The 20920-nt window shown below is 41.8% G+C and carries 23 protein-coding genes and 1 tRNA gene; 8 read left to right on the top strand and 16 right to left on the bottom strand.

What is annotated here, in order from left to right; translation table 11 throughout:
- Positions 1 to 3: 3 nt before the first annotated feature.
- The 8 genes from B2727_RS08130 to B2727_RS08095 form a co-directional block, all read right to left on the bottom strand.
- Positions 4 to 546 (bottom strand): hypothetical protein, encoded by a 543-nt coding sequence (locus B2727_RS08130; RefSeq protein WP_125297715.1) that lies wholly within the window; start codon positions 544 to 546, stop codon positions 4 to 6.
- Positions 539 to 859, bottom strand: a complete 321-nt coding sequence (locus tag B2727_RS08125) for a hypothetical protein (RefSeq protein ID WP_171425362.1) — start codon at positions 857 to 859, stop codon at positions 539 to 541. Before B2727_RS08125 ends, B2727_RS08130 begins: the two co-directional genes overlap by 8 nt.
- Positions 840 to 1400 (bottom strand): hypothetical protein, encoded by a 561-nt coding sequence (locus B2727_RS08120; protein ID WP_125297716.1) that lies wholly within the window; start codon positions 1398 to 1400, stop codon positions 840 to 842. The genes B2727_RS08125 and B2727_RS08120 overlap by 20 nt, the downstream gene beginning before the upstream one ends.
- On the bottom strand, positions 1397 to 1714 hold the full coding sequence (locus B2727_RS08115) for a helix-turn-helix transcriptional regulator (protein ID WP_087535654.1): 318 nt from the start codon (positions 1712 to 1714) through the stop codon (positions 1397 to 1399). Before B2727_RS08115 ends, B2727_RS08120 begins: the two co-directional genes overlap by 4 nt.
- A 14-nt stretch (positions 1715 to 1728) precedes the next feature.
- Positions 1729 to 1965, bottom strand: a complete 237-nt coding sequence (locus tag B2727_RS08110; RefSeq protein ID WP_125297717.1) for a transcriptional regulator — start codon at positions 1963 to 1965, stop codon at positions 1729 to 1731.
- Between the two features lie 128 nt (positions 1966 to 2093).
- A complete protein-coding gene (locus B2727_RS08105; RefSeq protein WP_125297718.1) occupies positions 2094 to 2969 on the bottom strand; it encodes a hypothetical protein in 876 nt (291 codons plus the stop codon).
- 593 nt (positions 2970 to 3562) lie between these two features.
- On the bottom strand, positions 3563 to 4933 hold the full coding sequence (locus B2727_RS08100) for a tyrosine-type recombinase/integrase (RefSeq protein WP_125297719.1): 1371 nt from the start codon (positions 4931 to 4933) through the stop codon (positions 3563 to 3565).
- 188 nt (positions 4934 to 5121) lie between these two features.
- Positions 5122 to 5208 (bottom strand) — tRNA-Leu (locus tag B2727_RS08095).
- A gap of 180 nt (positions 5209 to 5388) precedes the next feature.
- On the opposite strand from B2727_RS08095, the gene queA reads away from it, so the two are divergent.
- The 7 genes from queA to secF all read left to right on the top strand — a co-directional run bounded on the left by queA (position 5389) and on the right by secF (position 13134).
- Positions 5389 to 6426 (top strand): tRNA preQ1(34) S-adenosylmethionine ribosyltransferase-isomerase QueA, encoded by a 1038-nt coding sequence (gene queA / locus B2727_RS08090; RefSeq protein WP_241345111.1) that lies wholly within the window; start codon positions 5389 to 5391, stop codon positions 6424 to 6426.
- A 178-nt stretch (positions 6427 to 6604) separates the two neighbouring features.
- Positions 6605 to 7633 (top strand): hypothetical protein, encoded by a 1029-nt coding sequence (locus tag B2727_RS08085; RefSeq protein ID WP_241345110.1) that lies wholly within the window; start codon positions 6605 to 6607, stop codon positions 7631 to 7633.
- Between the two features lie 31 nt (positions 7634 to 7664).
- The gene (locus tag B2727_RS08080; RefSeq protein ID WP_004802705.1) at positions 7665 to 8234 is read left to right on the top strand and encodes a LemA family protein; all 570 of its coding nucleotides are present in this window, start codon (positions 7665 to 7667) and stop codon (positions 8232 to 8234) included.
- 399 nt (positions 8235 to 8633) lie between these two features.
- Complete coding sequence (gene tgt / locus B2727_RS08075; protein ID WP_005206304.1) at positions 8634 to 9764, top strand: tRNA guanosine(34) transglycosylase Tgt; 1131 nt, start codon at positions 8634 to 8636, stop codon at positions 9762 to 9764.
- Between the two features lie 108 nt (positions 9765 to 9872).
- Complete coding sequence (gene yajC, locus B2727_RS08070) at positions 9873 to 10202, top strand: preprotein translocase subunit YajC (protein WP_004802702.1); 330 nt, start codon at positions 9873 to 9875, stop codon at positions 10200 to 10202.
- Positions 10203 to 10253: 51 nt separating this feature from the next.
- Positions 10254 to 12155, top strand: a complete 1902-nt coding sequence (gene secD / locus B2727_RS08065; RefSeq protein WP_004802699.1) for a protein translocase subunit SecD — start codon at positions 10254 to 10256, stop codon at positions 12153 to 12155.
- Positions 12156 to 12165: 10 nt separating this feature from the next.
- Positions 12166 to 13134 carry a protein translocase subunit SecF gene (gene secF / locus B2727_RS08060; RefSeq protein ID WP_005322364.1) on the top strand — a complete coding sequence of 323 codons (969 nt, stop codon included), beginning with the start codon at positions 12166 to 12168 and terminating at the stop codon, positions 13132 to 13134.
- A gap of 121 nt (positions 13135 to 13255) precedes the next feature.
- Here the strand turns inward: secF and B2727_RS08055 are convergent, their stop codons facing one another.
- Positions 13256 to 13969 carry an aspartate/glutamate racemase family protein gene (locus B2727_RS08055; RefSeq protein WP_241345109.1) on the bottom strand — a complete coding sequence of 238 codons (714 nt, stop codon included), beginning with the start codon at positions 13967 to 13969 and terminating at the stop codon, positions 13256 to 13258.
- Positions 13970 to 14161: 192 nt separating this feature from the next.
- Here B2727_RS08055 and B2727_RS08050 point away from each other — a divergent pair, with 192 nt between their 5' ends.
- Positions 14162 to 15628, top strand: a complete 1467-nt coding sequence (locus tag B2727_RS08050; RefSeq protein WP_033134463.1) for an NCS1 family nucleobase:cation symporter-1 — start codon at positions 14162 to 14164, stop codon at positions 15626 to 15628.
- 22 nt (positions 15629 to 15650) lie between these two features.
- Here B2727_RS08050 and B2727_RS08045 read toward each other — a convergent pair whose 3' ends face one another.
- Genes B2727_RS08045 through B2727_RS08015 form a run of 7 tightly spaced genes read right to left on the bottom strand, consistent with a single transcriptional unit; the run spans position 15651 to position 20919 of the window.
- A complete protein-coding gene (locus B2727_RS08045; protein ID WP_033134462.1) occupies positions 15651 to 16304 on the bottom strand; it encodes a 4'-phosphopantetheinyl transferase family protein in 654 nt (217 codons plus the stop codon).
- 22 nt (positions 16305 to 16326) lie between these two features.
- Complete coding sequence (locus B2727_RS08040; RefSeq protein WP_033134461.1) at positions 16327 to 16761, bottom strand: hypothetical protein; 435 nt, start codon at positions 16759 to 16761, stop codon at positions 16327 to 16329.
- An 18-nt stretch (positions 16762 to 16779) separates the two neighbouring features.
- Positions 16780 to 18003, bottom strand: coding sequence for a beta-ketoacyl-ACP synthase (locus B2727_RS08035; protein ID WP_033134460.1), 1224 nt, complete (start codon positions 18001 to 18003; stop codon positions 16780 to 16782).
- Positions 18003 to 18728, bottom strand: a complete 726-nt coding sequence (locus tag B2727_RS08030; RefSeq protein WP_033134459.1) for a 3-ketoacyl-ACP reductase FabG2 — start codon at positions 18726 to 18728, stop codon at positions 18003 to 18005. The genes B2727_RS08035 and B2727_RS08030 overlap by 1 nt, the downstream gene beginning before the upstream one ends.
- Before the next feature lie 14 nt (positions 18729 to 18742).
- The gene (locus B2727_RS08025) at positions 18743 to 19174 is read right to left on the bottom strand and encodes a 3-hydroxylacyl-ACP dehydratase (RefSeq protein ID WP_033134458.1); all 432 of its coding nucleotides are present in this window, start codon (positions 19172 to 19174) and stop codon (positions 18743 to 18745) included.
- Positions 19175 to 20368, bottom strand: a complete 1194-nt coding sequence (locus tag B2727_RS08020) for a beta-ketoacyl-[acyl-carrier-protein] synthase family protein (protein ID WP_033134457.1) — start codon at positions 20366 to 20368, stop codon at positions 19175 to 19177.
- Entirely contained in the window at positions 20365 to 20919 is a 555-nt protein-coding gene (locus tag B2727_RS08015) for a DUF3261 domain-containing protein (RefSeq protein WP_033134456.1), read from the bottom strand. The genes B2727_RS08020 and B2727_RS08015 overlap by 4 nt, the downstream gene beginning before the upstream one ends.
- Between the last annotated feature and the right edge of the window lies 1 nt (position 20920).

Here is a 20920-nt window from a genome sequence, read left to right as displayed (position 1 = left end):
AGACTACACCTCTACTTTAAAAATCGTAGGGTATAGCTCACCTAAAACATCACATTCAGCGAAAATATCGGATTGTAATTGGATGGTCATGCGTTGGATTGCACTGATCATAAGTTGAATAGTGCTAAAACCCATCCCCGAAATTTTAAATGTTGCTGGATCAATCTGTAATGATTGATCACAAGCGATTTTGGCAAGATTTATCAAATGCTGTGCATCGACATCAAGTTTTTGAAAATCATTCAGAATGGTGTGAACTAAAGCTGTTGGATTGTCATTTTTTGCAATATCACTAATAGCATCTGCTCGCTCATCTAATTGGATAATCCACGGATTAATAATTTGAAGTGAAGCATATAAAGCTGAATGTGCTGTTTTGATTTCATTTTTAAACTGGTGATTACTTTCACAGCCTATGGAATAGATCACAGCATCATGTAAAGCCTGAATTTCCTTCAAGCAAAAGAAATAATCTTTAACTGGTTTATCCAGCTCTGAAAGGACCTGAAATATTTTGTTTTGGGTATTAGTAATTTGATTAGGCATGATTAATGCGCTCCTTTGAGATTAAAAGAGCTTTGCCATTTACTGCCAAGTAATTGGTGGCAAAGCTGAAAAGGGTTGGCAGACAAGCTCTCAAAGTCACTTGCACACGTAAACGTGTCCCTCTCCAGCTTCGCCATAAAATGCGAACGCATAGAGATAATACGCACAAAAAAAAGCCCTTATAGCGGACTGTGCGCTTTGAGAATTGATAGTCTGCCAAGACTAGTCCAACTGCTTTTTGTTGGGCAGATTTAGAATATAAAGCTTTGAGTTGGTTTGCAAGGGTATGGGGCTTAGAAAGTATTGTTTTCACGTGAACCCTCCTTAGTATGCTGACCAAGTGCAACCAGTTGACGAATTGCTAATCCGCTAAATTCAATAACACTTGCCGTACCATGTTTGTCTTTAAACCATTTAACAGCATCATCAAAAGTAAAGCATTCAGGTGTTATTTCTTGGTAAAAAAACTCCATATCATGCCCATCAATTGTTAAATGAGGCGTTTCAATGGATGTATCTTTATTCGCACAAAGAATTTTTATGCCCAGTGGTTTAATTTGTGCCATGAGTGAAATATATTTCAACATATGTGCATTAAATGAAATAAATACAACATCATAATTTTTAGCATAGCTATCAATTAATGGATTTAAATCAATAAATTGGTCTGTCGAAAGTACATCTTTGATAAACAACTTATCCCCATCTAAACTTAATAATGGTCGTCTATTGTCATTTTCATCATGGTGGTAATAACAAATAAGCGTCAACCATGACAATTTATGAGAACAATAGATTGGCTGTATTTGTTGCTGTAAATCAGGGGAGTAATCCGTTGGAAAATGCGTAATCATTTTGAACACTCCATTTCTTTTGATTTCATCCATTCAGCTATATCTGTTGCACGCCATACGGTAATGGTCGGGCTTAATTTGATGGGTTGGGGGAATTCACCTTTACGCACCCATTCCCATAAAGTTTTCTCTGATACACCTATCAAGCCTTTACTGGCTTGACGCTCTCCGATCACTCGGGTTTTGCCTTTGTTAATACCTGATTTATATTGATGAATACGTGCGGGGCGTTCAGGAATATTGGCAAGGTCGCTCATACGATAAAAGCGCTCTGTACTTGGTTGTTCTTCCCTTAAGTATTGTTGTTTAAGCATGGCTATTCCCCCACCTAAACCGACCGCACATCATTTGCTTGCTTTTGGCTTTTATGCCATTGCACCAATTCTGCATAGTCGAAATAAACAGGGGCTTGGCGTGTAGTACCAGCTTTGTAAGGCTTAGGGAATGTTGGGTCTTTTGCTATCAGTTTGCGTAATCCCTCTGCTGTGAGGTCTAGCATCTGACAAGTGGTTTTTTGAGATACTCGTAGCGGTTGTGCGTGAGTAGGTAAAGCATGAATTTGCATTTATAAGCCCTCATATCGGTTTATGAGGACTATTTTGTTATTGATTTTTAATACAAAAAATATATGAGCTAGCTTGTAACAATATAAGCTAGCTTGTGTAATTAAGGTCTAGTAAATACATGTATTAGCTAGCCCTTACATGTTTTTTCAAAATTACCTAGTTTTCTAGTAATGGTACTTTCAACTCCATACCACGGATTTCCTTCACTATCTTTTATTTCAATGCCATTTGAGTCACAAATTAAACTAGGATGCCTTAATATATATCTAGCAAAACTAGTCATATTTATTTTTTCTTTTGCCGTTAGTTCACTATTATTAAATCGTTGTTTCCAAAGGTATATAAGTTTTAATTCTGCAAGTTGTGCTTTATTCTTAAGAACTTCTCCACCCTTTTCCTGTGCGGTTTTATCCTCATTTAGCTTTGTATATACGCCACTATCAATTCCCAACAATCCACATGCATAACCGTGTAAAAACATAGCTCTGGGTAATCCGATAAAATCTTTCATTTTTTCATTTTTATAATGTAATCTTAATGATCTAATAGCCCAAAAAAAGCAATTTTCAGCTTCTTGAATTTTCGTCAAAGCTTTATATTCAGGATTATCCAACTCTTCAAACTTATTTAATTTTTTTAGCAATTCATTTCTTATACCTTCATCTTGTTCTAGCATTAACTTTACTCTTATTACATCCACCTCAATATTTCTTATTTTCTTATCCCTAGGATGAAAGTATTCAGGAAATACACCTAACGATCTAAATTCACCATTGTTATTTTTAATATATTTTTTGAATTTATTTCTGAATAATTCAATATTATCTTCATCATACTTAAGTAAATCAATAAGAAAATCTTGACTTACCACTACTGCCTCATTAGTTTCTTGCAATGAATAAAACTTAACTACATCACCAACAATTAAAAACCAATGAAACCATAAGCTATTGTCTAAATTTGAAATAAAGCTGTTTTGCTCATCATCAGTTAAATATTTCATAATTTAAGACCACTCAATTTTGATATTTAAGTATATTAGATTTTGATTTAGTGGTGTATAGAAGCATATTCATGGAATAATTCAATCACCGATCTTGCTAATGCAAAACACAAAGTATCACTCAAAAAGCCGTCATTATTGTCAATTGATTAGATATTTATCCAAGTTTCTCAGTCTTCCTCCAGTTATATGATTGGCAATATCCTATTCTGTAACTCAATTTACCATATACAAAATTCATCAAAAAATAGGTTACAAAATTGGTTACAGCCAAACTTAAAATTTAATACTTATAAAACAGTATTTTATTCAATAAAACGTATTCATTTTATGCCGTAAAACCCAATTCAAAAGTAGGTTACAGCCACAAAACAAACGCTCTAGAACTTAAAATAATTCAACAAAAACAAATATGTAACCTACAAAATAAAAAGTGTTACAGCTTTTAAAAATTAAACCCTTATAAAACAATAGTGTAACCTAGTAACACCTGTAACACTCAAAAAAGCACTATATCCGTAAAACATAAAAATTAGAGTTTGGGCAAAATCCACAAGTTAAAAACTGTTTTTACATATGCCATTTTCGCCTAATTAAGCAATAAATGAATTTGTCATTTCAGCCAATTTAAGCTTAATCAACTTCGCATATTTAATGTTAATTACGCCCTGCTTTGCCTGCTCCATCAATGAAAGGCTAAACTCCATCGGGCTAATAAATTTCTCTTGGTTGGCTTCTAGGTAATCACTCCACCAACAAAGCATCATTCTACGTTCTTCCATAAACTCCGCATGGTGCATATAAGCCAATCTTACGCCATTACGTTCTTGGTGGCTCATTTGCTTCTCTACTGCATCCTCAGTGAATAAAGTGCTTTCAATCAATGCACCACAAGCCATCCCCCTAAAGCCATGAATACATACATCATCTTGGGTGCTGTAACCCATACGCCTTATCATGTCATTGACTGTGTTTTCACTCAAAAAGCCAGCCATATCTACACTGTTAGGAAATACATTTAAGGAAATACCGCTATAGACTTGTGTTTCTTTTATGAGCTTCAATGCTTGTGGAGATAAAGGAATAAGATGCTTTTCTTTCATCTTTGCGCCTCTGTGAGAATCTTTATATCCTGCAATCAATTCCCTTGTAGGCGGTATGGTCCATATCTTTTTATCAAAATCAAATTCATTCCAGCGAGCAAAGCGTAGCTCACTAGATCGGGCAAAAGTATGTAGGGCAAATTCTAAGCACAACTTAGTAATTGGGTTGCCTCCATCATTCCTTAAACGAATAAAAAATTCAGGTAATCGTGCCAATGGCAATTTAGGATAGTGCTTAGTTTTTCTTGTAATCGTGATTGCATCACTCAACGCCACGGCTGGGCTAAGGTCAATATATCCCTTAGTGATGGCATAAGCGAAAATTCCCGAAAATCTTTGGCGTGTTTTACTCACGATTTCTAAATAGCCCTTTTCTTCAATCTTACTCAGGACGTTATACAAATCTCGGGTTTTAATCGTGTCTATTGGCTTGCTACCAATAACTGGGAAAACGTACATTTCAAAATTACTTAAGGCTTTTCTTGCCGTAGCTTGATTCCACTTGCCAGTAGCTACATAAGCCTCATGCCAATCACGTGCAATACGTTCAAAACTGAACTCATCGCTATTTTTGGCTTCTTCAATTTTTATTTGATTTATGGGGTCAATATTATTGGCTAATTGATTTAAATAAATGGCTCTACGTTCCCGAGCTTCTTTTAAAGTAAGGGCTGGGTAGTTGCCCAATGTCATTAATCCATCTTTGCCATTAGGACGTTTATATTTGAATCTCCAGACCTTTGAACCATTTTTACGGACAAATAAAATCAGACCTTGCCCATCATACAAGTTGTAATCTTTTTCTTTAGGTTTTGCGCTATCACATTGAGTAGAAGAAAGTGGCTTAATCTGTTTAGCCATAAGGATTTCACTCCGAATGAGGATACGGAAGTTGACCGCAGTGAATATATCCTCAAATGTATCCTTATTATTCTACGCTGTATAGTGGTATATGTTTGTATGTTTCGACATTTAAAAACAACAAAGCCCTGAATTATCAGGGCTTTCGAAGTTTATATGCTGTATGTTGGCATATAATTTTATATCTGTGGTCCCGAGGGTCGGACTCGAACCGACACGTCATCTCTGACAGCGGATTTTGAGTCCGCCGCGTCTACCAATTTCACCACCTCGGGAAGAGTGCGATGCTTTGTGTTGCGTATAATAACCTGTTTGATTTTATTGTCAAACACTAACTCACGCTTATTGCTCACTTTTAAATCATTCAGATATTTTTCTGCTTATAAACACGCTAACTCAGCGAGAAAACGCAAAAAAGACTATACTACGCCCAATTTTTGCAATGTTTTAGATGTATGCAACTCTCCGACTTTTCGTTTGATCTCCCTGATGAACTTATTGCTCGCTATCCATTAGACAGCCGTAGCGCATCTCGCCTACTGCATATCGATGCGCAAGGTCAGTATCACGACCACGTCTTTACCGACATTCTCGACCTACTCGAAGACGGTGATTTACTGGTACTGAATGACACCAAAGTCATGAAAGCACGCTTAAAAGGTAAACGTGCTACAGGCGGGGCAATCGAAGTTCTGGTTGAGCGCATGTTGGATACCCACACTGCCCATTGCCACATCAAATCAAGCAACTCACCGAAAGCTGGCGCAGAACTGTATATCGGTGAAGATGCGGTGCCTGTCACCGTACAAGGTCGCCACGAAAACCTATTTGTGGTGAAGTTTTCACAACCGATTTTGTCGGTGCTGGATCAATACGGTCAACTGCCGATTCCACCTTATTTCAACCGTGAAGCGGAAGAGATTGATACTGAACGTTATCAAACCGTGTTCCACGACCCTGAAAAAATTGCCAGCGTTGCAGCACCAACAGCCAGTCTGCATTTCGACCAAGGCTTATTAGAAAAACTAGCAGCCAAAGGCGTGCAAAAAACCTTTGTCACGCTACATGTCGGTGCAGGGACTTTTATGCCTGTGCGTACTACAGACATTACCAATCATATTATGCACAGTGAATGGTGTGACGTACCGCAAGCCACGATTGACCTGATTTTGGCCACCAAAGCACGCGGTAATAAAGTCATTGCAGTGGGTACCACGGCGACCCGTGCCCTAGAAAGCGCAGCACAAGCCAATCAAGGTCAAATTGCAGCTTGGACAGGTGATACGCAAATCTTTATCTATCCAGGTTATCAGTTCTGCATCGTAGATCGTTTGATTACTAACTTCCATTTACCAGAATCGACCTTATTGATGTTAGTTTCAGCACTATCGAATCGAGACAATATCTTGGCGGCTTATACCCATGCAGTAGAACAACGTTATCGCTTCTTTAGTTATGGCGATGCGATGTTGGTGGATAAGCTCGATGCTTAATACTGATCAATCGACTAAATTACGGTTTAGTCGATTTTTCCTATAAAAATGCTTTGGTAAAAGCCGTTCATTCAAAATAATAAAACACAGCTAGATTCAGATTATAGGCTTCTTAGTTTCTGAAATTTAACGCATAATTCAGACAAGACCACCCCATTATAATGAAACGATTATTTCCATGCCAATCGACACTGTACAACAAGCGCTGCATATCAGACGTAAAAAAAATGCGCAGGTTTTTCGCAATATTGCTCGGCTTTGGGAGGTTGGGCAGAAAGCACATAGCGATCAAGCCTTACTAGATGCACTGCATCCTTGGCGTGACGATCACAGCCTGCGTTTTTTTAATGTACTGCCCTATTTATTCGCATTGATCAGCGTAGGCACATTAATCTTTGGTTATTTTCTACATCCATATATTCAATATATCTGGAGCCTACTCGGGGCATTTTTGACAGGTTTTCTGGCCTATTTGCTCTATGAACCACAACAACCATTAACACGCGTCATTAACTATCTAGAAGAACGCATGACCGTATTACGCTATGGTTTACAGTTCCAACAACTCCCAGCTTATTTACCCATTCAAGCGCAGCCCCTTTTGGTGATCAGTAAGTTAAAGCAACATTTCCCCCTATTTAATCGGGGTAATGAAGCCAACGAGATTACCCAATACGCATCGACCACATGGCATGATGGCAACACAGAACATCAGGTTCTACTATTTCAGTATCACTATGTCAGCGAAATGCCGATCCTGCAGGATCAGAGTCGTGATAAAAAAATCGTTAAAGAAATCCATAAAGATTTGTGGGGTGCATTTATTTTTCAAATGCCAGCCTTAGGGATTGCCGTCAGCAATCAACGCGCTCGTTTCTTTGCGCCCTACACCAGCTCATGGCAAAGCAGTGATATTTTGATTAATCAAGAATTGAATATCTTTGGTCTTGATCAACACCAACTTGCCAAAGCAATCAGCCCGAGCCTCACCTTAAAACTACATGATTTTTTTCAACATTTTACAGGTGATTTAATTTATCATCATCAAGAGCAAATCATGTGTTACGTGGGCGAACAAAATCTTTTCCAAACCGCCAGTAAACGCAGTGACATTCAGGATATTCCAGCATTACGTGGACACTTAAGAACCATGACCATGCCGCAATATCATAAGTTTCAACAACTCATGCTGAATTTAATTCGCTAATCATTGAGCAATAACAATAAGGGGAATGGCGATGACAGGTTTACTGATCTTCTTGGGAATTTTTGTCGCACTGATCGTGTGGGGCATTTCTATCCGTAATAATATCGTGCGTTATTTTAATGCCACCAAACGGGCATGGTCAGAAGTGGCCAACTTCGAACGTCAAAAAGTAAAGACCTTAGAAGCCTTGGAAGCAACGTTGGATCAATACACCCAGTTCGAGAAATCGACTTTAGAAAAAGTCACCGAATTGCGCCAACAGATTCTCAATCTGAATGTGAATGACACGGATATTTCTCAGTTACAACAAATTGAGAAAATGAGTAAGGAGCTGATTCGTAGTCTGAATGTGGTGGTCGAAAATTACCCCGAACTGAAAGCCGATGCGCTGTATAGCAAGATGATGGATGATATTCAGGAGCAAAACGAGAACGTCGGTGCGGCAATCACCATCTTTAACCGTAACGTGGAATTGTTTAATAACCAGATCGAAGTGTTTCCAAACAACTTGATCAATACCCTGACTTTATCCAAGAAAGCGATTCGCCCGTTTAAGGATAATCTGGCGACTGAAAATTTTGACTATAAACCGAATTTTTAGTGCGGTAGTTATAACATTTTAGCATCTTACCGTTATCTCACTCATTTCAGCAAAAACCCTTGCACAGCTTTAATCGCTACTCATAGACTGACGGTACATCCCTGCTACCGTAGTCTAACGCGGCGGCATCCATGCCGCCATCTCGATAGCAAATTCCCTCACAAATTTCGCATTACAAAATGCAAAAACCTTATTCACTTAAATCAGTATTTGCTCATCAACATTCGAGCAAATATCACTCAAAACTTATCAAACTAAATCTATTTTATCTCTCGCTACATTTAGTAGTAGAACTACACGCCATAATCGGGGAAAATAGCCGCTTTCGATCAGCGAACTGTTTTTTCGCCTCCTTGCGCTGCAATCAAAGTAGCACTTCGATCTTGCTCAGGTTATTACATGAAATTTGAAAAATTAGGCCAGTCGGGGCGCGCCCGTCGTGGTCGACTTACTTTAGAACATGGTGTGGTTGAAACCCCTGTGTTTATGCCTGTGGGTACTTACGGTACGGTTAAAGGCATGCTCCCACGTGATATTGAAGAAATTCAAGCACAGATTATCTTAGGAAACACCTTCCACCTTTACTTACGTCCAGGTTTGGAAGTGATTAAAGAGCATGGCGGCCTGCATGAGTTTATCCAATGGGATAAACCAATTTTGACTGACTCAGGCGGTTTCCAAGTGTTTAGCTTGGGCGCAATGCGTAAAATCAAAGAAGAAGGTGTCACCTTCCGCTCTCCGATTGATGGTTCCAAGGTGTTCTTGTCTCCAGAAATTTCAATGGAGATCCAACATGTATTGAACTCAGATATCGTGATGATTTTTGATGAATGTACCCCTTACCCTGCCACCCATGAAGAAGCGCAAAAATCATTGCAACTTTCTTTACGCTGGGCCAAACGTTGTAAAACGCATCATCATGATGCGCTTAACAATAAAAATGCCTTATTCGGCATCATTCAAGGTGGGATGTACGAAGACCTACGTGACGAGTCACTCAAAGGCTTGTTAGAAGTTGGTTTTGATGGTTATGCGATTGGTGGCTTATCGGTCGGTGAACCGAAAGAAGAAATGATCAAGGTGCTTGATTATCTACCCAACAAAATGCCACAGGATAAACCTCGCTATTTAATGGGTGTGGGTAAACCAGAAGACATCGTAGAAGCGGTTCGTCGTGGTGTCGATATGTTTGACTGCGTGATGCCAACCCGTAATGCTCGTAATGGTCATTATTTTGTCACCGATGGTCTGGTCAGAATCCGTAATAGTAAATATCGCCATGATAAAGGGCCTTTAGACCCACATTGTGATTGCTACACTTGTAAAAACTTTACTCGTGCCTATTTATATCATTTAGAGAAGTGTGGTGAGATGCTGGCATCAATGCTTGGCACCATCCACAACTTGCGTTACTACCAACGCCTGACGCAAGGTATGCGTGATGCATTGGATAATGGCACATTTGATGAATACGTTCAGGACTTTTATGCCCGTCGTGGATTAGAAGTTCCAGCATGTCCAGAAGACTAAGCAGAACGATTTGCATCAAGATTTGCGCCTGATCGCAAGACAAGGTACATTGCAAAACGAATTGGAATTTATTGTTAATTTTTTGCCTTTTAATTTTAGGAAATCGAAATGAGTTTTTTCATCTCTACTGCTCACGCGGCTCCTGCTGCGACACAAGGTCCAAGCCTCATGGCAAACTTATTGATGATCGCGGTATTCATCGCAATCTTCTATTTCTTGATCTGGAGACCTCAGGCAAAACGTGCTAAAGAACATCGTTCTTTAATCGAAAGCTTGGGTGTAGGCAGCGAAATCGTGTTTGCTGGTGGTTTAATGGGGAGAATTACCAAGCTTGAAGGTGACTTTGCAGTAGTTGAACTCACTCGCGGTGTTGAGGTAAAAATCCAACGTGCGAGTGTCATTTCAGTATTACCTGAAGGCACATTAAATAACCTTTAATCATAAAATAGTCGTGCCTCAGCACGACTTTTTCATTTAAGAAGAAAGCGAATGCGTTACCCTGCATGGAAATATTTACTGATCCTTGTGGTACTTGTGATCAGTACGTTATATGCACTTCCAAGTCTGTATCCAGATGAACCTGCTGTCCAAATTTCTGGGGCAAAAGCAGGCACAAAAATTGATCAGACGATCGTGCAAAAAGCTGAGCAGATTTTAAAAACTGCCGACATTAGCAGTCACGACAATAGCTTTACCAATAACGCGGCATTATTACGTTTAAGCTCTTCTGAAGCGCAGTTAAAAGCCAAAGAAGTGTTACGCCGTGATTTAGGTGATGACTATGTAGTTGCCCTCAACCTTGCACCAACCACACCTGAGTGGTTGCAAAAAATTGGGGCGAAACCGATGAAACTCGGTTTAGACTTACGTGGCGGTGTACACTTCTTGCTCGAAGTCGACATGGATAAAGCAATTAGTCAGCGTATGGAAACATCAGCGACTGATTTGCGTCGTCAATTCCGTGATAACAAAATCAAATTTAACAACCTTGCTTTAAATAACAATACCATTACCGTCCAGTTTGCCAGCAATGCAGACCGTGATGCAGCGGCCGATTTTTTACGTCGTAATGGTAATGAATTTACTCAGCAAGCAGTTGCAACCTCATCTGGTGCAACCTTAAGACTGAATTATACCGACACTCGTCGTCAGGAAATTCAATCTTATGCAGTGAATCAAAACTTAACCACTTTACGTAACCGTATTAACGAACTCGGTGTGGCTGAAGCACTGGTACAAACCCAAGGTAGCAACCGTATTGTGGTTGAATTACCGGGTGTGCAAGATACCGCAGAAGCAAAGCGTGTCTTGGGTCGTACGGCGAACTTAGAGTTCCGTTTGGTCGCGGATAGTAATGATCAATATATTGACCCATATACAGGTAAATATAATGGTCAACCACTTCCTCCGGGGACTGAAGTCTTTGCTTATCAGTCTTTAGACAGTGGTCGTCAATTGCTGTTACAACGTAACCGTATTTTGACCGGTGAACGTGTTCAAAACGCAAGTTCTGGCTTTAGCCAAGACTCTGGTGGTGCTGAAGTAAACATCACCCTAGACTCTTCTGGCGGTAAGTTGATGGCAGATGCCACTCGTGGTGCTGTCGGCAAGCGCATGGCCGTTTTGTTTATCGAAAATAAACAAAAGATCTCTTATGTTGCTGATCCAAATACAGGTGTTCAAACCGAAGTTCGCACCCCATATACCGAATCTGTGGTAATCAACGCTGCGACGATCCAAGCGGTATTGGGTTCACAATTCCGTATTACTGGTCTAGATTCACCACAAGAAGCGGCTGAGCTTGCCTTGATGCTTCGTGCAGGTGCTTTGGCTGCGCCAATGTACTTCGTTGAAGAACGTGTCGTGGGTCCAAGCCTTGGTCAAGAAAACATTGATAAGGGCGTATTATCGACCCAAATCGGTTTCTTGCTGGTTGCGATCTGGATGATCGTGTTCTTCCGTCTATTCGGTTTAATCGCGAACTTTGCCTTGGTCTTTAACCTTGCCATGATCTTAACGGTAATGTCTTGGATTGGAGCTTCCCTCACCTTGCCGGGTATTGCAGGTATCGTAATTACCATTGGTATGGCGGTTGATGCCAACGTCCTGATCTGTGAACGAATACGAGAGGAAATGCTCTGGGGCGCCTCGCCCAAACAGGCGATTGTGGCCGGTTATGATCGGGCCTATAACACCATTCTTGACTCGAACTTAACCACGTTCATTGTTGCGTTTATTTTATTCGCGATTGGTACAGGTCCGATCAAAGGCTTCGCAGTCACCTTGATGATTGGTATTATTTGTTCGATGTTTACTGCAATTACAGTAACCCGTGCAATCGTACAGCTCATTTATGGCAAACGCCGTAATTTGAACAAGTTGAGTATTTAAGGAGATTCACATGACTGATCTGACTCAACAAGACTCAAAGCAATACGGTCGCCCAGATGATCTAAAAATCATCCCATTCATGAAGATTGCCAAACCTGCGGCTATCTTCTCGATTCTGATTACCATTGCCAGTATCTTCTTTATCGTAACGAAAGGTCTCAATCTTGGTTTGGACTTTACTGGTGGTATCTCGGCTGAATTAAACTACAAGCAAGGAGTTCAACCTGCTCAAGTGGTTCAAGCACTTGATCGTGCAGGCTTTAAAGATGCTGTGGTACAAACTTTAGGCAGTAGTACTGACCTCATCGTACGTATGCCAGTACAAGAAGACCTGAATGTTGAAGACCTGAGCAATAGCATCACCAAAGCGGTTCAATTACCGAACAACACCGTAGAAGTTCACAAAGTGGACTCTGTCGGTGGTGCAGTGGGTAATGAACTCTATGTCCGCTCTGCGGGTGCGGTTGCGCTGGCATTGATCTTAATGTTGATCTACGTCACCGTTCGCTTTGAGTTTAAAATGGCAGTCGGCGCTGTAATGTCATTATTCCATGACATTATCATCATTTTTGGTGCCTTCGCGCTGTTCCAATGGCCATTCGACTTAACCGTACTTGCGGCTGTACTTGCGGTAATCGGTTTCTCACTCAACGATAACATCGTTGTATCGGACCGTATCCGTGAAAACTTCCGCAAAATTCGTGGTGCAAGCCCTCGTGAAATCGTAGATATTGCGCTGACAGAAACCTTACGTCGTACCATTCACACCTCGATGACCTTATTACTCGTGGTCCTTGCCATGATGTTCTTAGGCGGTGATGGCTTACACTGGTTCTCTATGGCAATGTTTGTCGGTATCTTTGTTGGTACCTACTCATCGATCTATATCGGTACAGCATACGCTTTATGGCGTGGTCTGAATCGTCAGGACTTTATTGTTCAAGTTAAACCTGAATTTGAAGAAGATCAGATTCCTTAAATCTGTTCTTCTTGAAACTAAAAATGCCAGCGAAATGCTGGCATTTTTGTATGGGTATCAAAGCAAATCCAAACTTAAACAGACGTTTATCATCCATATTTTCACATACAGTTGCACTGAATTATCCTTTTATTAAGGGATAATCATAATCTCCCCACTTACTGGTTTGAATGCCTAAACCGTGTAAACCTTCAATCAGTTTTACCGCAGCCCGAACCCCATCAATAATCGGAATGCCAAGCTCTAGACTGACCTGATCTGCCATCTCGGCCATGCCGCCACAGCCCAATACAATTGCACCAATCCCATCATGTATTTTAGCTTGCTGGCAACTCTCTAATAATTTTTCATATGCCGCTTGCTTATCATGTTCCAATGCCAATACAGGTAGATCTATGCATCGAATCTGTGCGCATTTTCGTTCAAATCCATATTGATGCAATAAATGTTCAGCAATAATTTTGGTTCGGGCTAAGGTAGTCACAATCGAAAATTTTGTTGCCACCAAACTGGCCATATGAAATGCTGCTTCGGCAATACCAATCACAGGCGCCTGAGCCAATTCTCTAGCCGCATGCAAGGCTGGATCACCAAAGCAGGCGATAATATGCCCATCGACCTGTTGTGCTTTCCCTTGTTGAATTAACTCCAGCACTCCAATGGCAGACATTGCCTCATCATAATGTCCTTCAATTGAAGGAACACCATTCTTTGGAGACTGGGCTATAATTTCGGTATCTGCCGCGGCCACCCGACTTGCAGCCTCAGCAATCGATGCGGTCATTTCGACACAGGTATTTGGATTAATGATCTGAATTCGAGTCACGTTTCTCATTTCTGCACATTTTTAATTCAAAAAATAAGATTGATCATATTTCAATCCAACTGGTCTGAACAGTTAAAATCTAAAATTAAATATTTAAACAAATATAATCAATAAATTAATAACAAATTTAAACCAATAAAAAGAAGTTGGCTTAATTTCTGCATAACTGGTCTGAACAGTTGTTTATCTTGAAGACCCGTCATGAGCGATAACCCGAACTATAGTCCTAAACTCTCCAATGAAGACCTCATCCCTGCGCAACAAAATTGGACGTGGTATAACATCTTTTCCTTTTGGATGTCCGATGTGCATAGTATGGGTGGCTATGTGGTCGCAGCGAGCTTATTTTCACTCGGTCTTGCCAGTTGGCAAGTTCTGCTTGCCTTACTCATTGGTATCGTGATCGTCCAAGTTGCGGCGAACTTGGTCGCAAAACCCAGTCAAATTTCAGGGGTTCCCTATGCCGTCATCTCTCGCCAAGCCTTCGGGATTTATGGGGCCTATATTCCTGCCTTAATTCGCGGCCTGATTGCAGTTTCATGGTACGGCATTCAAACCTGGTTGGCATCCAATGCCCTGATGATGATTCTACTTAAGTTCTATCCAGCCTTACACCCGCTTACACTGACAGAGTTTGCAGGTCTAAGTACGATTGGCTGGATCTGTTTTGGTTTTATTTGGGCGATACAAGCATTGGTTTTCTGGAAAGGCATGGACACCATCAAGGTCTTCATCGATTGGGCAGGTCCAATGGTCTATGTGGTGATGTTAGCGCTGGCATTATGGTTGGTGTGGAAAGCGGGTTGGCATAATATTTCCTTTAATCTCAGTGATAAACAGCTCAGCGTCAATCAGCAGATCATGCAAACTATTGTGGCCATTGCATTGGTGGTGTCTTATTTCTCTGGTCCCTTACTCAACTTTGGTGATTTCTCCCGTTATGGCAAAGATATGCAACAGGTTAAAAAAGGGAACTTTTGGGGACTGCCGTTTAACTTTATTTTCTTTGCCATCATTGTGGTGATGATTGTTTCAGGTACCTTTAGTGTTTTTGGAAAAATGGTACATGATCCACTCGAAACGGTTGCCATGATCGATAACGGATTGGTGGTGGTGCTCGGTTTATTGACGGTATTAACCGCGACCATTGGCATTAATATTGTGGCGAATTTTGTTTCGGCAGGTTTTGACTTCTCTAATCTCGCGCCTCGTTTTCTTAATTTTCGCAGAGCAGGCATGATTGCAGCGATCGGTTCCATCTTTATCACCCCATGGAATTTATTTAATTCCCCAGAACTGATTCACTATACCCTTGATACTTTAGCGGCTTTTATCGGTCCACTGTTTGGTATTCTACTTGCTGACTTTTATCTGATTAACAAACAAAAAGTACGGGTCGATGACTTATTCAGCGATCAACCCTCTGCAGCCTATTACTATCAAAAAGGCATCAATAAAAAAGCGGTGATGAGCTTAGTGGCAGCAGTCAGTATCGGCCTGCTGTTGGTTCTTATTCCGAGTTTTCAGTTTTTGGCACCCTTCAACTGGTTTATTGGGGTGATTCTTGGCAGCAGTTTTTACTATAGCCTCTCTCGGGAAAGTGTCGTTATAAAAGCAAAAAGTATCCGTCATCAACAAAACTTGAATCTTCCTCAAAACCATCAATGACTGTATTGATGGTGGTTGTTCTCTAATGCTGAATGATCTGAATGCGTGGAAACTGGAAACCACGACACGATGGCTCTGCCCGCCATGCCACGGTCAGTACCATCTTCTGATTGAGAATAAAATGTTGATAGGCAAAGTGACCGATTAAGGGGTGAGAACACATACCCCCATGATTGAATGGATGCACCTGCGTATTCAAACTATTCAGGTCTAAACGAATACCAAGGCCTGACGCTTTCAATACCGCCTCTTTTGTGGTCCAGACCCGCAGCCAATACTCTGGGTCCTGATCTTGCTGCAGCCAAGTTTGGTATTCTTCGGTATGAAAAGCATGTTTTGCCAAGGCATCAAAACGCACTTTACGATCCAATTCTTCGACATCAATCCCAAGATCTTTGACCCGTTCACTCATCGCCAAGGCATAATATTGCTGGCTATGGGTATGGTTAAAATGTAATGCATGCGAACTTAGAAAGGGCTTACCATGTTCATGTTTGGAAAAACTGAGCGCAGCAACATCACTTTGCAGTCGTTGCGCCAACAGATGATTACGATAGTCCCTGATCTGCTGTTTTTTATAATGGTTAAAGCTGCTTAAATCAGCAAAATCGGTTTTGGGCTTTTCAACCAGTTGTGCCAATGCCTGAACATGGATTTCAATTTCACGTAGCGTCATTGGCTTAACCTGATCAAATCACTTAAAACTTCACAATATCGCCTTTCAGTGCAACGCTCGCCACTGCCATACCTTTATAGCATTGATAAGTGGTCGAATTTTGTGATTCATTCTTTTTAAAATAACTCACGATATTGGTCACTGCATTGGCACCACGCGCTTTTGCTGCTTTGTCTAACTGGATTAATGCCGAACGAAGCACCCAATCACATGACTTTTCAGCTGACTTACCAAAACCATTGGTTTTCTGATTGGTGACGATATCTTGTTCTAATACTTTTCCACCTGATTTAGTACCTTTAAGATAAAACTTTACTGTTCCATCTAGCGTTCCATCAGCAACTGCACGGTCTACCGCCGCTTTAAAATCCAGATTATGCACGGTATCCGCAGCTTGAACAGATGAAGCAAAACCAGTCGTTAATACAGTTGCTAAGAATAATTGTTTGATTGACATTATGATGCCCCTTGCTTGTTATGTTGTTCGTTTAAAAATCAGTGAGGTGTTAATCCCACCAAAAGCGAAGTTATTGCTCATCATGATATTGATCTCACTCGCTCTCACTTGCTGGGTAATATAATCTAAATCACCACATTGTGGATCAATTTCATCCAGATTCAACGTTGGAATCAATTGTCCTCGCTGCATCATTTCTATACCCAACCAAGCTTCAATTGCCCCACACGCCCCCAAGGTATGCCCAAAATAGCTTTTTAATGAGCTAATCGGTTTACGCCCTAAAATTCTTGCCGTAGCTAGGCTTTCAGCAATATCACCTTGATCGGTTGAAGTGCCATGCGCATTGACATAATCAATCTGGCTGGCATCCAGTTGGGCATCTTTCAATGCCATTTGCATGCATTGCCCCATCCGCTCACTATCAGGCTTGGTCACATGCTGCCCATCGGTATTGCTCGCATAGCCAATGATCTCCGCGTAAATGGTGGCGCCGCGCTGCTTGGCATGTTCATATTCTTCGAGAATCAAACAACCAGCGCCCTCGCCAATCACCAAGCCGTCTCGTCGTGTATCAAACGGTCGTGGTGATTTTTCAGGATGATCATTCATCCCACTGGTCGCCAATAAAACATCAAAAACGGCGGCACCTGCGGCACTCAGCTCTTCCGCCCCACCGGCCAACATCAGGGTTTGTTTACCGTATTTAATCGCTTCATAGGCCTGACCAATCGCCATTGAACCTGAGGTGCATGCACTCGAGGTTGGCAAGGTGAGCCCTTTCAGACCGAAATAAACGGTCATGTTCACAGCACTGGTATGTGACATCATGCGGATATAGGTGGTGGCATTGATCTTACTCATGTCTTGATCAATCAGCATATTGCCAAACTCGCGCACCGCATCCACACTGCCAGCAGATGAGCCAAAGGCCACGCCGGCTTCACCGCTATTTAATATCTCATGACCGATTAAGCCTGCATCTTGCAAGGCATTCTCAGCACTGATAACTGACATTAATGCGACACGCCCCATGCCTCGTGTCACTTTGCGATTAAAATGCTTGGCGACTTGAAAACCTGTCACTGGGCCTGCAAGCTTGGTTCTTAAATCTGGATATTGCTCCCACTCGGACATATAGCAAATACCGCTTTTACCCGCATGAAATTGGGCAAAGATGTCATCCGCATTTTCACCCAGCGAGGTAATTCCTGCCATGCCTGTAACCACAACACGCTTCATCAAATCAGTCCTCCATTGACCGAAATCACCTGACGGGTAATATAAGAGGCTTCATCAGAACAGAGAAATTTCACCACAGCCGCCACTTCATCCACCTGCCCCATGCGCTGCATTGGAATCATTTTTAATGCATGCTCTTTGACTTCATCGGTGACCATTTCCGTTTCAATCAGGCCAGGTGCCACACAGTTCACCGTGATTTTGCGCTTGGCCAACTCCAAAGCCAATGCCTTGGTTGCCCCAATCAAGCCTGCTTTTGCTGCACTATAATTCACCTGTCCACGATTACCCATAATGCCTGAGACCGAAGAAAGCGTCACGACTCGCCCACCTTTGCGTAGGTGAATCATCGGCATGATCAAGGGTTTAAGCACATTATAAAAACCGTCTAAAGAGGTCGAAATGACCTCATCCCAATCCTGATCTGTCAATGCAGGGAAAGCACCGTCATGGGTGAGACCTGCATTCAGTACCACGCCATAGAAAGCGCCATGCTGTTCAACATCTTGCTCTAATAAACTTTTGACATACTCACGTTCATTCACATCAAATAATAAATAATGGCTGTTTTGCCCAAGCTTTTGAATCTGCTCAACCACCTGAGCTGCCTCAGCCTCACGTGAACGGGCGTGAATGGTCACGTCAAAACCCGCCTGAGCCAATTGTAATGCGATTGCTTTACCAATGCCACGGCTTGAACCCGTGACCAATATTCTTCTACTCATTGTTGTTCCTAAAACTATAATGCCAATGTCGATTGATCAGTCGGTTCATAAACACTGAGTAAGGCACTGATCACCTGCTCAGCACCATCAATCTCGCAAGAAAACTGCCCCAGGCCTTCATGCAGATATTGCTGCTCGACCCGAATTCTTAAGGTCTGTCCAAGCGCAAAATACGCAAAGGGTAACTGCAGCTTGCGTGTTCCCAACAAAAACCCCACTTTTGGTGCTTGCTGTAATTGTTGCCCCATCCAACCTGAATAGGCACTAATGGTTTGCGCCATAATTTCAATACTTGCCCATGTAGGTAAACCCACTGCCTCGCAGAACATTAATTCAGGACGAATGGTCAATTCGGCAATCGCATAACCGTCTTTGACTTCGAGCAAATGATCAATAAAGACCATAGGTTGTTGATGTGGAATATATTCAATCGCATCTAATTTCATTTAGTGCTGCACCCCAAATAACAAGCTGATATTGCTGCCACCAAAGGCAAAAGAATTACTCAACACATAACGAATATTCTCGGTCTGCCGAGCATCTGTGACATAGTTTTGATCCGCCAACTCAGGATCAATCTCAACCTGTTGATGCAAAGGCAAGCCGCTTTGATCTTTTAACAGTTGAGTACAGATAAAAGCTTCTATCGCACCCGCCGCTCCCAAACAATGTCCAGTTTTATGCTTGGTGCTACTTAAGGGCACATTCAAGCCTTGAAAGACTTGTCGAACAGCCTTGATTTCCATCGCATCATTTTGCGGTGTGGCAGTTCCATGCAAATTGATATACCCCACCTCTTGCGCTGTTATCGCTGCACTGTCCAAGGCGCGCTGCATCGCGGTCGCTGCACCTAGACCTTCAGGATGCGGCGCAGAAATATGCCATGCATCCATCGATTCACCCACACCATATAACATGATCGGTGCGGAGGCTTTGGTCAGTAAAAATAAAGCCGCGGCTTCGCCAATATTAATACCATCACGATTGATACCGCAGGGTTGGCAAATATCTGCCGATAAACTTTCCAAACTGTTAAAACCATTTAAGGTCAGTTGGCATAAGGTATCCACCCCACCGACCAATACGGCATCAGCTAAGTCCGCCTGAATTAAACGTTGCCCTGCGGCAAAGGCTTTGGCGCTGGAAGAACAGGCTGTCGAAATGGTATAAGCAGCGCCCTGCCAGTCTAGATAATGTTGCAGAGCTTTTGCCAGACAACCCATTTCTTGCGGTTGATGCATAATTTCAATGGCAGCATTCCCATCAAAATACTGTTTCAGTAACAGCTCACTGTCGGATATTCCCGAAGTCGAGGTACCCATTACAATACTTAAACGAGTTGGATCAATGCTGGCAATCTGCTGTTGAAGTTCTGTCTCAATTTTTTGCAGCGCAGTCAAAGCAAAGCGCAGATTCCGCGAGTCAAATCGACTTAGCGATTCAGGCACAGTCTCAATCAATGCCTCTGCATAGCGTCCAACCCAAACAGCGCGATCCGCTAAAAAACCTGCTTCCCGTGTCAGGGTATTGTCAGGAGTCGCTAAACCTTCACGGATGTGCTGAATATCCTGACCTAATGCGGATAACCCGACACTGAGGGGAATACCGACTGCTTGCAACTGAGATAAAGATTGACTCATGGCTGCACTCCTTGCTCAGATTGATCACCATTCAAGGTATTTTCAATCGGGCTCAAGGTCATGCGATACGGTACCTGTAGATTATCAAGCTCAATGCTATTGTCTTGAGTTTGAATTGCTAGTACAGCCTTTTCAGCAATAAAAACTTGCTGTTGCGTTGCAGATTGTTGTACCTGAACAGACTGTTGTCCTAACTGAGCAAAATGAGGATAGGTCGCAAATAACAGATCTCGAACCACAAACTCAAAAGGCAGTAAACGCATCTGATCAATGCGTTGCTGTACTTTGACCTGCTGCCCATCAAACTGTAATTGGAACAAAGGCTGTCCGGTTAAACCCAAAGCAAGCAGACTGAGTTGCTGACCTTGCTGCTGTTGATACAGTAAGAAGCTAAAGCTTTTATCCTTCCACTGCACTTCAACTTGATCTTGTCGTTGATATTGCTGTGCTGGCCAATGACTGCTTTTTAGTCCCTGTGCATGGGGCGTCAGTTGACAGCCACTCAACAGCAACATGCTACAGCATAATATGTTGATCCAGATCCGTTGCATA

The organism is Acinetobacter sp. UBA991 (assembly GCF_002292065.1).
GTDB classification, from domain to species: domain Bacteria; phylum Pseudomonadota; class Gammaproteobacteria; order Pseudomonadales; family Moraxellaceae; genus Acinetobacter; species Acinetobacter higginsii.
Note: the sequence above shows the minus strand (reverse complement) of the source record. Positions and strands in the feature narration are given on the sequence as shown.